Origin of the sequence: Myroides injenensis M09-0166, assembly GCF_000246945.1 — a bacterium.
In the GTDB taxonomy this organism is placed as follows: Bacteria; Bacteroidota; Bacteroidia; order Flavobacteriales; family Flavobacteriaceae; genus Flavobacterium; species Flavobacterium injenense.
Genome location: NZ_BAEX01000081.1, coordinates 1 through 16183, shown reverse-complemented (window position 1 = coordinate 16183; position 16183 = coordinate 1). Strand labels below are relative to the sequence as shown.

The following is a 16183-nucleotide window of genomic DNA, read 5'->3' as shown; positions in this document are numbered from 1 at the left end:
ACACGTAGTATTAGCTCGTTTTATCTTGATAAAACGAGCTATTATTTTTTTAATCATCTTATTTATTTTGAATAAGCTGTTTTTGTATAAATCTTGCGAAAAGCATTATTGACAGCTTGATGGATTACAGTAGAGTGTAGTTCATCTGGCAAGTAATCAAAGTATGATTTTATATGTTTGTTTTTTTGAACTAAATCATAAAGAGCTGACGCTTCATCGTGCATTTTGATGTATTCTTCACGATTCGGAGCTCCAATATAAACGTTTTTTGGTTGTTTTATTTTTTCAATAAGGCAAGCATGAGTCTTATCTAACAGTTTTTCACCTCCCCACCATAAACTTGGACTAATGATAATATAATTAGTAAAAAGATCTGGATGATAAAGTAGTGTGTAGGTAGAAAATAGTCCGGCAAGCGATTCTCCGATGACTGTTCTATTATCATTACCCTTATAATTTTTCTCTATATAGGGAATTAATTCGCCTTCTAGAAATGCTGCGTAAGCACCTGCACCTCCATATTCAGAAAACATATTCCTGTCGAAACCTTCTTCATCTAAAAAGTTTAGGTTATCCACTTTAGTTGTAAAGTCTCTTTTTCTGTTTGTGTTTTCAATACCAACAACTATGGAATTGGCAAATCGATCAATCCAAGGTTGAGTGTTAAATCTAACTAGTCCAACTAGGTGAATAAAATCCTCTTCAACTCCACCGTCTAGTATATAGACTACTGGATAAGTTATAGTATCATTTTTATTATAATCAGTAGGAAGATAGATATTAATAGTTCTATCCTCCTTTAGGATTTCTGAGTAAAGTAAATCGCTATTTCCTATAGTAATTGGCTTGCTTTTTAGCTGTCCAAAGCTCGTAATTGTGGTGAGTAATACAGTTAATGTATAAATAAGTGTTTCTCTCATGGTTTAAAGACAATTGTTATTTTGTTGTTTTTTTCAAAGTTAAACAAAGCTAGCAATGATCAACAGAATTAAAACTTTTTTATCTACTTTGTAATAACAAAAATAAAGCTCCCTTTATACACACATATTTATTTGTGATAAAGAGAGCTAATTGTCCGGTAAAGTAAAAAACTATAAATCAATTCAAATTAGTAGCGAGTAGAAATAAGAAGTATAAATAATTTATGCTTAAAATATTATTTTATGAGAAGTTCTTCAAATATTCTGTGAATTACAAGATTTAGATTTCTTTAAATATTTTGCTCAATACTAATTTGAAATGCTTTTAATTATTAAAAGTATAATTATGGTATAAGTTGAATTTCTTATATAACAACATTACATTTTCAAGTGTTAAATGGTTGTAATAAAATGACTTTAAAAGGAATTTAAAAAATAGTAGCAACAAAAACAACATGAAGAATTCCTATTAAAACACATCAATATTTCAACTAATAAAGATTAAAAGGCTAATAACGAAAATAAAACTAACACTTGAACAATATTTCACTTTATTATAATGCAACCATAATTATACTTTTTATTTATGGTAAAATTAGTTAGTTGCTATCTTTTTTGAAATACCGTGTATTAGGTATTTTTTTCTTTTTTTATATTGTCTTTTTTGGTGAAAGTTGAAGTCCCTTTGCAATTAATATTAAATTAATGTTAACCGTCAAATTAATAATTTGTATGAATTCTATTAAAATATTTGATTGATTAATTTTTTGTTTTATCGATATTTTATTATTTATATGATTGTTTTTTTAGAAGTAATAGTTTGATAATATTGTATTAATAAAGCTTTTTTGTTTATATCACATCTTTGTTGAAACGTAAATTTGACAAAAGTAAAAAAGGATGAAAACAAAAATTACTACATTTTTTATTTGTTTTGTTATTTGTTTAACTGGCCAGGTTAGTTTTTCGCAAATAACATCATCAAGTATTTCAGGAAAAGTTTTAGATGGAAGTGGCGAAACTTTGCCTGGAGCGACAATTGAAGTATATAATTCTTCTACAGGAACCCGTTATGCAACTTCTACTAATATGGATGGTCGATACACAATTGTTAATATGAATCCAGGAGGTCCTTATGCTATAGAGGTCAGTTTTATGGGGTTTCAGACTTTTATAGAAGAAAATGTTCGTCTAAGTTTAGGCTCTTCAGTTTATAATTTTGTATTAGAAGAAGAAACAAATAGCCTAGATGAAATTGTAGTTACTGCTAGAGGTAATAATAGAAACAAAGGAGTAGCCAATCGAATTGGAGAGGAACAATTAAAAGATATGCCTGCTATAAGTCGTAGTTTACAAGATTATACTCGTACAACTCCCCAAAGTAGTAATAATTCTTTTTTAGGAACCAATTACCGCTATAATAATGTAACCTTGGATGGGGCTATTAATAATGATGCTATTGGTTTTAGTCCCTCTTTAGGTGGGCAATCAAGTACTTCTGGACAACCAGGAAGTAGCACACGTACTAATCCTGTCTCTATTGATGCTATTCAAGATATACAAGTATACTTAGCGCCATACGATGTTAAAATTGGTAATTTTTTAGGAGGAAGTATAAATGCAGTTACTAGAAGTGGTACAAATGAAGTAGAAGGTTCTGTCTATGGTTTTGGACGTAATGCAGCAATAACTGGAAAAAATAAAGCAGGTGATAACAGTAAAATGCCTAGCTCTTTTCATGAGTATCAAACTGGTTTTCGACTTGGATTACCTATTATAAAAGATAAGTTATTCTTTTTTACGAACGAAGAGATTACAAGAAGACAAGACCCTATTATTTTGGCGGCAGGATCTAAGGATAATAAAATAATTACTGAAGATGAGGCCAAAAGTATTTCTGATTATTTCCAAAATAGATATGGATTAAATGCTGGAAGCTATGGGAATTATAACGTTAATTCACAATCTAATAAGTTTTTTAATCGCTTAGATTGGAATATTAATGAAAATCATCATTTAAGTTTACGCAATAATACGATTACTTCTAAAGCTACAAATTTGGAGCGTGATCAACAGAATTTTAGATTTGGAAGTATAGATTTTGAACAGATAAATAATCAGACATCTACAGTTTTAGAATTAAAAAATAGATTTGATAATGATATGTCAAATAGTCTTATTGTTGGTTATTCTAATGTTCATGATTATCGTAAACCTAGTACGAATGCAGAAATACCTCAAATAGAAATAGGTTCTCGCGGAGGTACAATTTTTTTAGGAACTGATCGTGAGGCTAGTATTTTTGATATGAAGCAAAAAACATGGGAGATTACTAATAATTTCACATGGATTAAAAATAATCACACTTTTACCATTGGAACTCATAACGAGTTTTATAAAATTACTTATGGTTTCGTAAATGCTTGGAATGGAAGGATTAATTATGCTAGTATTGATGACTTCTTAAATAATAGACCTAGTCGTGTTCGTACTAATTTTAACTATAAAGATAATACACGTAAGTATATCCAAAATAATCCACCTGCAGAGTTCCGAGTGAATATGTATAGTTTTTATGTACAAGATGATATTCAAATAGGGGATAAATTGAAGTTGAGTCCAGGTATCCGTTTTGATATTGCTTCTATGCCTGATAAACCAGCATTAAGTACTAAAACGACTGAAGCACCTGTAGATCCTAATTATGGACAAACTTACACTTATACTAAACCAAGAGATATTAATAATAAGTATTTAGGCAAAGTTCAGGTTTCACCAAGAATTGGTTTTTCATACGATGTTAAGGGAGATCAAAGTCTAGTTCTTCGAGGAGGAACGGGGGTATTTACTGGTAGAATTCCTTTTGCTTGGCTTGGTTATGCCTATTATAATAACGGAGATTCTTATGGCGCTTTCGATCAACGATATGACTACAAGAATAACAAACCAGCAGAGGGATCAGACCCTATTGCAGATGCGTTAACTGGTAATGGAGAGGCAGGCTATGTGGCTAATCAAGGAGTTGATGTTAATGATGCTAGTGGGAAGACGCAAGTTGATTTAATTGATAATAATTTTAAAATGCCACAGGTGTGGAGAAGTAGCCTAGCTATTGATTATAAAACTGATAATCAGTGGAGATTCAGTATAGAAGGAATTTATACAAGCGTAATTTATGATTTGAAATTCCAACATGTAAACTTAGCAGATAATGCTATATATATGCCTTATGATAAAGGGAAACAACAACCAATTTATATAGCTAAAAATGGTACGAGAGCAATAAATCCGAAATATACTAATGCTTATTTATTGACTAATACAAAGAAAGGATATAGATATAATATTACAGCACAAGTAGGAAAGAGCTTTCCTTTTGGTTTAGATTTTAATTTTGCTTATACATATGGGCAATCTAAAGATATTACTAATGGTATTCGTAATTCGATGGAGTCAAATTGGCAGCTGAACCAAGCTTTAAATCCAAATGAGCCAGGATTAGCTTATTCTAACTTTGATATTCGTCATAATTTCGTTGTAACTACTAATTATAGATATGATTGGAACCAAGACACTAAAAACGTAACAAATGTTTCTCTTTTCTTTAATGCAACTTCTGGATTACCATATACATTAGGAATGATAAGAAGTAATATTAATGGTTCTGCGCAACAACAAAGTTTATTGTATGTACCTAATAAAGGTGAAACGGCTTCTTTCTTTGCTGATACAGATAAAGGAAGAGCACAAGCAGCTGAATTTGATCAATATATAGATGGTGATTCTTATTTAAAGAAGAGAAGAGGTAAGTTCACAGAACGAAATGGTGCTAGAACACCATGGAATGTAAAAGCAGATATGCGAATTACTCATGATTTTAATTTCAATACTAAAAAAGGTAAAACTAATACAGTGACGTTTACTTATGATATTATTAATGTTACTAATTTATTGAATAAGAATTGGGGTATTCAATATTTTGCACCTAATACATATAATTCTACATCAAGTATGGGATTAAAATTAGAACAAGCAGGTACTGAGACTAGTAATCCAATTTATTCATTCAATAAAAATAATGTAACGGATTATTCAAAAGACTTTTTTGCTTCCCGTTGGCAAATGCAGTTTGGATTGAGATATTCATTTTAATAATAATTATCTTTTTGATTAAAACGCCTAGCACAAGTGCTAGGCGTTTTAATTTTTTAAGTTTCATTAGTTGTTTAATATTGATTTGAATACAAAAGGAATTTACGCGTTCATTGTATTACCTTTACAACTATAAAATAGATGTATATGACAAATTCTCTACGCGAACAACAAGATTCTTTATTTTGGAATTTAATAGCAGAATCTAATTCAAAAACTATTGAATGCTTAGGCAGATATGATGTTGAAAAACATACAGAAGAGTTGACAAAGTTACTTTCCCGTTTATCAAAAGAAGATATCATAGTTTTTGAAAAAATGGTACAAGAGAAATTACATGAACTATATAAAGCTTCTGTAGCTGAACTTTTTGTCATCATATCAAATGAAGTTTTTGCCAAAGATGGTGAAGAGGTAGAGTTTGAGGATTATGTTTCTGATGATGAGTTTATTTATTTTAGATGTTGGATTATATTACAAGGAAGAGAAGTATTTGAAAATGTAAAAAAAGATATTATGTTGTTTTCTAAATATGTAGATATTTTGAATATAAATGATTGGTGGGGAGAGAACTTACTCTATGTTGGAGATTGTGCTTATGAATTAAAAGAAGGAATCGAAGATTCTAGCGAAATAAGAGATAGTATATCAGAACTTTATCCAGAGGTAATTCATTATGACAGTTTAGAGCGTGAGATAGATAGAGAAATTTTCAGAAGTAAGATGTTATTTCGCCACTATAAAGATTTAATATCTTCAATATTAAAAGTTCGTAAACAGACATTTTAATAATTATAATACATAAAAAAAGTGCTTTTAGACATTCTAAAAGCACTTTTTATTTAATTTGTCATTTGTTTTTGCTCATGCTTGTTACGGATAAACTTCCAAGCAATTAGCGTAATTATAGGAACGATAATCCAGAATAGGTCAATTAGCAAAATATCATAATAATGATTTTTCCAACTTACCCAAATCCAGTTACCTGTAACTATTCCATTTGTAATTGGTACAATAAAACCAATTAAACTTCCGAAAAGTAAACAATCTCTATTCGTTTTATAAATACTTTTTCTTACTGTTAATAAGATTGAGATTGCTAACCAGGTATAGAAGTAAAAAGAGTAAATAAATGGCTGTCCTCCACTAGGATTCAGCTTTACTGCAATAAATGCTAGTGCTGTTACAGGATACTTCGACAGACATATTGCCATATAAATATTGGCTAACCAAAAGTTGAACTTTCGTTTGCGCTCTGGCACATTCTTTTTGTCTCTTGCTACAAGCCAGATCAGTACGCCTGATATAATTACTACACATCCCACAATACCTACCATAAAATAAACAATGCGGGTAGCATATCCACCAAACGAACCAAAGTGAAGTAGATATACTAAATCTGCAAATATATAGCTATATCCAGGACTAACGTTTGGATCATGAGGTTCTACAAATTCGCCAGTAGCAGGGAAGTAAGTAATTTCACCTCTACTAGTTAATCGTTTGTTATTAGAGACTTTCCCTGAAAAGGTAATACTCATACTTTCATCTCCATAATGTTGTATAGAGGTAGAAGTAATTATACCATTTTCCCATCTAGCTAATGTTTTTTCAGCATATTCATTGATGTTTACCTTTTGTTGTAATGGAATATTCTTGAATTCTACTTCTTGTTTGGCAGTTCTGAAACTACCTATATCTTCTTGGAATTTTTCGTTATTTCCCCCATATCCAATTGCTACAACTGCATTTGTAACTAAATAGTAATTTAATAAGAAGTAGGCTCCGGTAACAGCAAATACAAATTGAAAAGGGAAGGAAATTACCCCTAAAGCAGTGTGTAGGTCAGTCCATACCGTTTTAAATTTTTCCCATGGTCGGAAGATATAAAAGTTAGAGACTATTTTTTCCCAATGAATAAGTACTCCAGTTATTAAGGCAAATAAGAAAGCAAAAGAAACTAACCCCGCTATCAAATAACCAATAGGAAAACCAATATCAATATTAAAAATACCATTTACTGGTGCCAAGAAATGCAAACGATATAGGAATTCGCCTAAACCATATCCTTCAGAATATGATTTTGTTTCTTTAGTTACTGAATCGAATACACCGAATGTTCGTTCCTTAGCTTTAGGATTAGATAGTGTATCTTGCGCCACTGATATATTAAGACCTATCGATCTGGTACGCTCGTTTAATCTAAAAGATAGATTTCTACTATAAGCTCCATAATTTTGGTCAATAGAATCTATAATAATATTATAATCGATTGTATTAGTTGAAAAGTCTCCTTTGGGTGTATCATTTTGCCAGTTGTTAATTTCATTTTTAAAAAATGCAAACGAACCAGCAAAGAAAAACACATAGAGCACTACGGTAATGATAATTCCACTTATAGTGTGTAAGTGAAAGTACTTATTATAATTTCTAATATTCATAATTAAATTTTACTGCGCTTTTTTAAGTGTGAATTGGATGAATTAAATAGGGTAAATAAAAGAGTAAAGCTAACCCAGCATATAAAGCCCATATTTTGTATCCACTTTTTGCTAAAAAAGCAAGTATGAATAAGATAGCCCATAGTAAGTAGAAAGTTACATACATTGTAGTGAAAATGGGTTTGCTATCAAAAAAATACATGAAGAACATGTGAAAGGTGATGCTAAGAAAAAATCCTCCTATACAACCGGCAGTGATTTTTAAAAATCTTTGCCAAGGAGAAGTTTCTAAATGCTTCTTATTTGCAGGCATTATGCGAAAATTAAAGTTTCAACGATTAGACTTATGCCCAATAAACCAGCTACATAAGATGGTTTTGTTGGCAAAGTAGGGTAGATAACCATAATGGCTGGTCCAATAAACATGATGTAGATAAAAAAGGTTAAAGAGCCTACGCCTAAACCTTCGTACATAATCTCTCCGATTAGTGTTAGAGATAACAGACTGTAAGCAATTATACGTGCTGTCTGTTTATTATTTCTTATCCAATTGGTTAAGTTACATTGTTTGTCGAACTTAACTTTCCTAGAGGTATTGTATAGCATAAAAAAAGCTAATGCTACAATGGCGAAAAATATAGTGTACATCTTATTTGGATTAAGTAAAAACAAAAGTAATTATTATTTTATTGATATAATAAAGAAAAGTTAAAAAAAATGTTGTGTAATTAATTTCTGTGCTTAATTATACTGATATAGTATTATTATGAAGGTATAAGGAGATTGATCTACATTTTTTCAAATTAAGAGATACTCATTTCTTATTGAATAATTTACTAGTAGGAGTATATTATCAAGTAGACTATTTAGAAGGATGATTAAACTAAGTAATTATTGTTTTATCCAATCAATAGTAACTCGTATTTTTAATAATGAAGAAGCACTTAGTAAATGGTATGAATCTGTATTATTTGGTTTTTATCACGCCATTTCGATATAGATTTAATGCTTCTTGTAAAATTTCCATAATTGTATTGATAGGAAGGTCAGTATTAGCATTTATATTTAATGTTTTCATACGTTTTCTATTTCCCATTTCTAATAATGGGTGATCTATACGCAGTCCTTCTACTACTAATAGATAAGGTGTTTTAGGTTCTTTTGTCAAAGCGAGAAAGCAGAACATACGATTTTTATAACTAAAACATGGAGTTCCCCATTTTAACGATTCTGAAACATGTTCATCTAGCTTTAAAATAATACTTCGTAGTGCTTGTAAGCAACTTCTATTAGGTTCTTCTTGACGTAAATAGTATTGTTCTGTTTCTTTCATTTTGTTTGATTATAGCAGGGTAGATAGTCGATCAAGTACCTTGCAAGGTAATTTTTATTTCTTTGTCTATTCTACATTTATCAGTGTATTTATAACCTAAGACAATAAATTATTTTAAAGGACTGGAGATACCTGCTATATTAATATTTGTAGTAAAATTACCAAATAATAATAGTTATGTGTTAAGATTATTATCAATTTTAAGTAATCACTAAGTTTTGTTATAAAGAAAAAAAAACGCTATAGTAGTATTGTTTTTTTTGTCTCTTAAATTATATTTGCGTACATTTTATTTAATAATGTATGAGTGATTTTGAATTAAATCCATTTTATGAGTTAATTATAAACGATTTGGTAAATCGTAAATACTCAGTAGTTGATACTTTTTTTAGTCCAAAAGAAATTGAATTGCTTAGAGCTAATCTAAAGTTAAAAAGAGAATTGCAAAGCTTTAAAAAAGCAGCCATAGGTAATAATGATGGGCAGCAAATAGTAGAGGAGATTAGAGGAGATTCTATATTATGGCTAGATGAAGAGCATCCTGATGAAGTAGAACAAATGTACTTTGATCGCGTGAATGATTTTATTCAATATATGAATCGTACTTGTTATTTAGGATTACAAGGTGGAGAATTCCATTATGCATGTTATCCTAAGGGGACTTTTTATAAAAGACATTTAGACGTATTTCATACAGATACTCGTAGAACGCTATCTATGGTTTTGTACTTAAATGACGAAGATTGGACGCCAGCCTATGGGGGGCAACTTGCTTTATTTCTTAAGAATGAGCAAGGGGTTGAATATGAAGAGATTGTTCATGCATTACCAGGAAGATTAGTTATTTTTGATAGTAAAATAATTGAGCATGAAGTAAAATTAGTTAATCAGCCTCGTTATAGTATTACAGGATGGATTAAGACAAGATAGAATGTTTTTGTGAATTGATTTATTTAAAGTCTTGGTGTTGCCAAGACTTTTTTTTGATTTTTTTTAAAATGATAGAATTCATTAATTCTATAGATGAATAGCGTTAAGGAATATTTTTAAGCAACAGTACAATTCGTTTTCATCGAAGGGCGACAAATAATATTTTAAAAATCAGTATATTTGTCTTGTTATTCAGCGTTCTAGCTGATGTTTCTTACAAAAATTACACAAATCAAAGTCTGCATTTTTCTTCTAAATTGACTGTAAAAAAGTCAATTTACAATCCCCCTTTTGTCAAATTTTCAAGAATTTAATTCAGGTCTAATCCCAGTGCTGTTCGGGAACGGTGGTAGTATTGTTCGGGAAAATCCCCATTTTGCAATGCGTTGCAGAGCAATTCGCGCGCACTTCTCGCACAAAACTGCTGTTGAATTACCTAAAATGCTTGTTAAGCCTAGTAAATTCTGGGTTTTACTGAAAATGCATTTTGCAAAAAAGGTTAATAAATGTAGTTTTTGGTCATTATTTATCCTAGCAGTAAATAGGTATATTGGTTTTGCGTAGTGGGGAATGTTAGGTGAAATAAAACGATATGTTTTTGTATACTATTCAAATATGAAATAGATAGTTAAGATGTCAGTTTTCTAAATAGTATAGATTTACTTTAAAAAAATATTGGTCATTGAAAACTAGTAATTGTTTAATTCTTACAACTAAATTTTAATTACTTAATTTTGCTATTATTCCAATTAGTATAATAATTCAAGTATGTTTGATTTTAGATTAAAAGTTTTTTATGTTGTAGCACAGCGTGGTAGTTTTACAAAGGCAGCAAAAGAATTGCTTATTTCTCAGCCAGCAGTTACTAAACATATTCAAGAGATTGAATCTCATTATCAAACGAAGTTGTTCCTTAGGAATGGCATGAAGATTAACTTGACAGAAGCGGGGGAATTATTATATCACTATGCTGAAGAGATTTTTTCTATTTATCGAAATCTAGATTTTGATATACATACGCTAAATGCTAAGATGGAGGGTAATCTGAATATAGCAGCGAGCACTACAATTTCTCAGTATGTATTGCCTCCAATGTTAGCTGAATTTAGAAAGAAAGTCGGAGATATTCACGTAGAGTTGTTTTCAGATAATACAGCTGTTGTTGAAAACTCTTTGTTGAGCAAGAAAATAGATGTTGGACTTGTGGAAGGAAATAGTAAAAATCCTCAGATTAAATATATTGATTTTATTGAGGATGAGATTGTTTTAGTTTGTAGGGCTGGAAATCCATTGATACACTCAGGGGTAATAAAGCCACAAGAGCTATTAAACTTGTCTTTTCTTCTTAGAGAGGTTGGCTCTGGTACATTAGATGTGATAGAGAGTAGTCTTAATGAGATAGGGATGTCACTTTCTATGTTAAAGAATGAAATGAATTTCTCTAGCACAGAAAGTATTAAAATGTATTTGATGCATTCTAATAGTTTTGCTTTTTTATCGATTCACGCTATTTTAAAGGAATTGAAGTACAATGAATTACAGGTAGTAGAGATAGAAGGTCTTGATATTCGACGTTATTTTAGTATTATTCAGCGACAAGGGCAGGAGAGTGCCTTAGTAGAATTCTTTATTCGATTTGCTCAGACCTATAATTTAAAGTTATAAGTCATAACAATTATGTATTTACTTTTGTAATCTTCTTGAGAGACATTTGCATTGTAAAATAAAGCAAGATGTCAATTAATAACTATACTACAAAACGATCTGCAAAGGCAATACTTATCTTAGGAGCTATTTTAAGTTTATTTCCTTTTGTTTCTTCTGCAACAGCATTAATTCTTGGGATTGTATATGCGCAAATATTTGATAATCCTTATTCAAAACAAAGTAAAAAAGCAACGGGCTTGCTGTTGAAACTAGCTGTTATTGGACTAGGATTTGGTATGAATATCTATAGTGCTATATCTGCGGGGAAAGATGGTTTCATTTTGACGATATTCTCTATTTTCTTGACTTTAACATTGGGTTTTTTACTTGGGAAGTTCTTAAAGATAGATAAGAAAATATCCTATCTCATTTCATCAGGAACTGCGATATGTGGAGGTAGTGCAATAGCTGCTGTATCTCCGGTAATTAAAGCAGATGAGAAGCAGATATCTGTTGCCTTGGGAATTGTGTTTATCTTAAATTCTATAGCACTTTTGATTTTTCCGCCTATAGGTCACGCTTTAGGATTGAGTCAAGTAGATTTTGGACTATGGTCAGCAATTGCGATTCACGATACGAGCTCTGTGGTAGGTGCGGCAGCAAAATATGGAGATCAGGCGCTGGAAGTAGCTACTACAGTAAAATTAGCTAGAGCATTATGGGTAATTCCTGTTGCTTTTCTATCTACCCTATTATTTAAGAATAAAGGCGGAAAAGTGAAGTTGCCTTATTTTATAGGTTTATTTGTTTTGGCAATGTTAGCGAACTCTTATTTACCTTTTATACAAATTATTAGTCCTTACGTTGTTGAGGTATCTAAAGCAGCTCTTACTTTGACGCTATTTTTAATCGGTACATCACTTTCATATCGAACTGTAAAATCAGTTGGATTTAAGCCACTATTAGAGGGAATAGGTTTGTGGATATTTATCTCTGTAACTTCACTATTATATATAATGTATGTCAATTAGTTTTATAAAGCTATAAATATTGCAGTAATTGTATGCTTTGCATATCTATTGTTAAAATACGAGTGATGTGCTCTTAAAATAGAAAAGCCAGCTTTTTATTAGCTGGCTTTTTATTATTTTTAATCTGATTTATTTATACTTGAATAACACCTAGGTTAAAAGGTTTCTCAATAGGAGCGTGGTTAGCTGCCTCAATTCCCATAGATATCCATGTTCTAGTATCTAGTGGATCGATAATAGCATCCGTCCACAATCTAGCTGCCGCGTAATAAGGCGAAACTTGATTGTCATATTTTGCTTTTATTTTTTCAAATAGCTCTTGTTCTTTTTCAGCAGTAAGTTCTTCTCCTTTTGCTTTTAGCGAAGATGCCTCAATTTGTAAAAGTACTTTAGCTGCTTGAGCTCCTCCCATTACTGCTAGTTCAGCACTTGGCCAAGCAAATATTAGGCGAGGGTCATAAGCTTTTCCACACATAGCATAGTTTCCTGCTCCATAAGAGTTCCCAACAACTACTGTAAATTTAGGTACAACAGAATTAGCTACGGCATTTACCATTTTAGCACCGTCTTTAATAATACCTCCGTGTTCTGATTTTGAACCTACCATAAAGCCTGTCACATCTTGTAAGAATACTAATGGAATTTTCTTTTGGTTACAATTGGCAATAAAACGGGTTGCTTTATCTGCTGAATCGGAGTAGATCACTCCACCAAACTGCATTTCCCCTTTTTTAGTTTTCACTACTTTACGCTGGTTAGCCACTATACCTACTGCCCAACCATCGATGCGAGCATAGCCAGTAATAATGGTTTGACCATATCCTTCTTTGTATTCTTCAAACTCAGAATTATCTACCAAGCGTTTGATGATTTCCATCATATCGTATTGTTCATTACGCGCTTTTGGTAAGATACCATATATATCATCTTGATTAAGAGCTGGTTTTACTGTTTTGATGCGGCTGAAACCAGCTTTTTCGAAATCACCTATTTTGTCAACGATATTTTTAATTTTATCTAGAGCATCTTTGTCATCTTTAGCTTTGTAATCAGTTACACCTGATATTTCACAATGTGTTGTAGCTCCACCTAAAGTTTCATTGTCAATGCTTTCACCAATGGCAGCTTTTACAAGGTAGCTTCCTGCAAGAAAGATACTTCCTGTTTTGTCAACGATAAGTGCCTCATCACTCATAATAGGAAGATAAGCACCACCAGCCACACAACTTCCCATAACAGCGGCTATTTGAGTAATTCCCATACTGCTCATAATAGCATTGTTTCTGAAAATACGACCAAAGTGTTCTTTATCTGGGAATATTTCGTCTTGTAAAGGCAAATAAACACCCGCGCTATCCACTAAATATATAATAGGAAGCTTATTTTCGATAGCAATTTCTTGTGCTCTAAGATTTTTTTTACCAGTTATAGGGAACCAAGCACCAGCTTTTACAGTAGCGTCGTTTGCTACTACTATACATTGTTTACCTTTGATATAACCTATTTTTACAACCACACCACCTGAAGGACATCCACCGTGTTCTTCATACATTCCATCTCCTACAAAAGCACCAATTTCAATACTTTTTGTGTTGTCGTCAAGCAGGTAATCAATTCGCTCTCTAGCTGTTAGTTTGCCTTGTTCGTGAAGTTTAGCAATTCTTTTCTCACCACCACCAAGTTTTACTTTGACTAATTTTCGTTTTAAATCAGAAAGTAAAAGTTTGTTGTGGTCTTCGTTTTTATTGAAGTTTAAATCCATAGTTTTATTTGGTTATTTCGTGTTTGCTATTGTGTTTGTGCTAAAATACAAAATTAAAAAACATATGAAAGAAGCATCATATATATTTGATTTGCCAAAAAATTAACGTTGAGGAAACATTAGAATAATTTTAAAACTCTATTTTTGCGCTGTTTTATTTACACATTTCATTATAATGTCATTAAATAGTATTTTCCAGTTTTTAGTGCCAAAAGATAAAGTATTTTATCCTTTATTTGAAAAGGCAGCAACGAAGATTAAAACTCTTTCGCAAACGTTAAACGATGCAGTAAATGCACCAGCAAAAGAAAGAGAAAAATTATTAAAAGACGTAGAAGTCCTAAAACAAGAGATTGAGGTTATTGCTCAAACTACTCGTGTTGAATTAGGAAAAAACTTCATTACACCTTTTGATAGAGAAGATATTCACAATCTTATCACTGCAGTTGATGATGTAGCTGATAATTTATCTGATGCAGCTTCTCGTATGCGCCTATATCAAATCGATAAGATTACTAAACCTTTGCGCAAATTAACTGAAGCTAACTTAGAAGCTTGTAGCGAAGTATCTAGAGGTCTTTTAGAATTAAAAGACATGAAAAACTTAGATAAATTAGCTGAAGTTTGTAAAAATATCTCAAGATTAGAGCGTAAAGCTGATAAAGTTTTTGACAAAGCAGTAGCTGATATCTTTGAGAATGAAAACAACGCTATAGAAATAATTAAGTACAAAGAGGTTATGGTTGCACTTGAAACAGCTACAGATAGTTGTAGAGATGTTGCAAACGTGCTAGAAACGATAACTGTTAAATACGCTTAATTAATAAGGTTAGATACTTATGGAATTTATCTCAGAGATGTTAAGTAATCAAGCCGGTATAATGTTAATCATTATTATCTTACTTGCATTAGGCTTTGATTATATTAACGGATTTCACGATGCAGCCAATTCTATTGCTACAATTGTAACAACGCGTGTACTTACACCTACACAAGCTGTTATTTGGGCAGCTGCATTTAACTTCGCTGCTTATTTTATTTCTCTTTATATTATTGGGGAGTTTAAGATTGGTAATACAATTGCTAAGTCGGTCAATGAAAGCTCTATTACGTTAGAGGTTATTTTTGCTGGATTAGTTGCAGCAATTATTTGGAACCTTATTACATGGAAGTTGGGTATTCCTTCTTCTTCTTCTCATACTTTAATCGGTGGATTTATTGGTGCTGCTGTGGCAGGTGCGGGTGGATTCATGAGTAATGGTGAAGACGTAATAGTTTATGCTAAAGTAATCCCTATTTTCTTATTTATATTTGGTGCACCAATACTGGGTATGATACTGGCTTATTTTATAACCGTCGCCATTTTATGGATATGCAGAAAGCGCAATCCACACAAATGTGAAGTATGGTTTAAACGCTTACAGTTGGTATCTTCTGCATTGTTCTCTTTAGGACATGGTGGTAATGATGCTCAAAAGGTAATGGGTATTATTGGAGCAGCGGTTATTTTTTATCACATGAAGGTAGATATGGATCCAGCTTATTTAGCTGATGGAGTAGATACATTTCAAGTGTTTGTATCACATTGGTGGTGGGTACCATTAGCTTCCTTTATATTTATCGGTCTAGGTACATTATCAGGTGGATGGAAGATTGTAAAAACAATGGGGTCTAAGATTACTAAAGTGACTCCATTAGAGGGGGTAGCGGCAGAAACAGCGGGTGCAGTAGCACTTTATGTTACAGAACACTTAGGTATTCCAGTTTCTACAACCCATACAATTGCAGGTTCTATTATCGGGGTAGGAGTTACTAAACGTATCTCAGCTGTTAGATGGGGAATTACAATTAATTTGCTTTGGGCATGGGTATTAACAATACCTGTTTCAGCAATTATAGCAATGGTTGTATATTATATTATTACCATTTTTGTATAGTAAAAAAAGTACATATATATCATATAAAAG

At 31.6% G+C, this 16183-nt stretch carries 13 protein-coding genes; 7 read left to right on the top strand and 6 right to left on the bottom strand.

The window, feature by feature from the left end; translation table 11 throughout:
- Positions 1-62: 62 nt before the first annotated feature.
- Positions 63-920, bottom strand: coding sequence for an alpha/beta hydrolase (locus tag RH98_RS12225; RefSeq protein WP_010255228.1), 858 nt, complete (start codon positions 918-920; stop codon positions 63-65).
- Positions 921-1820: 900 nt separating this feature from the next.
- Between RH98_RS12225 and RH98_RS12220 the strand changes: the two genes are divergently transcribed.
- Together RH98_RS12220 and RH98_RS12215 are read left to right on the top strand one after the other, a co-directional pair.
- Positions 1821-5072, top strand: coding sequence for a TonB-dependent receptor (locus RH98_RS12220; protein ID WP_010255226.1), 3252 nt, complete (start codon positions 1821-1823; stop codon positions 5070-5072).
- 147 nt (positions 5073-5219) lie between these two features.
- On the top strand, positions 5220-5861 hold the full coding sequence (locus tag RH98_RS12215) for a DUF4240 domain-containing protein (protein WP_026038888.1): 642 nt from the start codon (positions 5220-5222) through the stop codon (positions 5859-5861).
- A gap of 53 nt (positions 5862-5914) precedes the next feature.
- Here the strand turns inward: RH98_RS12215 and RH98_RS12210 are convergent, their stop codons facing one another.
- The 4 genes from RH98_RS12210 to RH98_RS12195 form a co-directional block, all read right to left on the bottom strand.
- Complete coding sequence (locus RH98_RS12210) at positions 5915-7513, bottom strand: PepSY-associated TM helix domain-containing protein (protein ID WP_010255221.1); 1599 nt, start codon at positions 7511-7513, stop codon at positions 5915-5917.
- Between the two features lie 22 nt (positions 7514-7535).
- The gene (locus tag RH98_RS12205; RefSeq protein ID WP_010255220.1) at positions 7536-7826 is read right to left on the bottom strand and encodes a hypothetical protein; all 291 of its coding nucleotides are present in this window, start codon (positions 7824-7826) and stop codon (positions 7536-7538) included.
- Positions 7826-8161, bottom strand: coding sequence for a hypothetical protein (locus tag RH98_RS12200; protein ID WP_010255218.1), 336 nt, complete (start codon positions 8159-8161; stop codon positions 7826-7828). Before RH98_RS12200 ends, RH98_RS12205 begins: the two co-directional genes overlap by 1 nt.
- Before the next feature lie 319 nt (positions 8162-8480).
- Complete coding sequence (locus tag RH98_RS12195; RefSeq protein WP_010255215.1) at positions 8481-8846, bottom strand: DUF1801 domain-containing protein; 366 nt, start codon at positions 8844-8846, stop codon at positions 8481-8483.
- A gap of 303 nt (positions 8847-9149) precedes the next feature.
- Between RH98_RS12195 and RH98_RS12190 the strand changes: the two genes are divergently transcribed.
- The 3 genes from RH98_RS12190 (at position 9150) to RH98_RS12175 (ending at position 12454) form a co-directional block, all read left to right on the top strand.
- Positions 9150-9776, top strand: a complete 627-nt coding sequence (locus RH98_RS12190) for a 2OG-Fe(II) oxygenase (protein WP_010255213.1) — start codon at positions 9150-9152, stop codon at positions 9774-9776.
- Positions 9777-10544: 768 nt separating this feature from the next.
- On the top strand, positions 10545-11441 hold the full coding sequence (locus RH98_RS12180; RefSeq protein ID WP_010255208.1) for a LysR family transcriptional regulator: 897 nt from the start codon (positions 10545-10547) through the stop codon (positions 11439-11441).
- A 68-nt stretch (positions 11442-11509) separates the two neighbouring features.
- Positions 11510-12454: a YeiH family protein gene (locus RH98_RS12175; RefSeq protein ID WP_010255206.1), complete on the top strand. Its 945-nt coding sequence runs from the start codon at positions 11510-11512 to the stop codon at positions 12452-12454.
- 133 nt (positions 12455-12587) lie between these two features.
- On the opposite strand, the gene RH98_RS12170 is transcribed toward RH98_RS12175, so the two are convergent.
- Entirely contained in the window at positions 12588-14216 is a 1629-nt protein-coding gene (locus RH98_RS12170) for an acyl-CoA carboxylase subunit beta (RefSeq protein WP_010255204.1), read from the bottom strand.
- 175 nt (positions 14217-14391) lie between these two features.
- Here RH98_RS12170 and RH98_RS12165 point away from each other — a divergent pair, with 175 nt between their 5' ends.
- Positions 14392-15036 carry a DUF47 domain-containing protein gene (locus RH98_RS12165; RefSeq protein ID WP_010255202.1) on the top strand — a complete coding sequence of 215 codons (645 nt, stop codon included), beginning with the start codon at positions 14392-14394 and terminating at the stop codon, positions 15034-15036.
- 19 nt (positions 15037-15055) lie between these two features.
- On the top strand, positions 15056-16153 hold the full coding sequence (locus tag RH98_RS12160; protein WP_010255200.1) for an inorganic phosphate transporter: 1098 nt from the start codon (positions 15056-15058) through the stop codon (positions 16151-16153).
- Positions 16154-16183 lie beyond the last annotated feature (30 nt).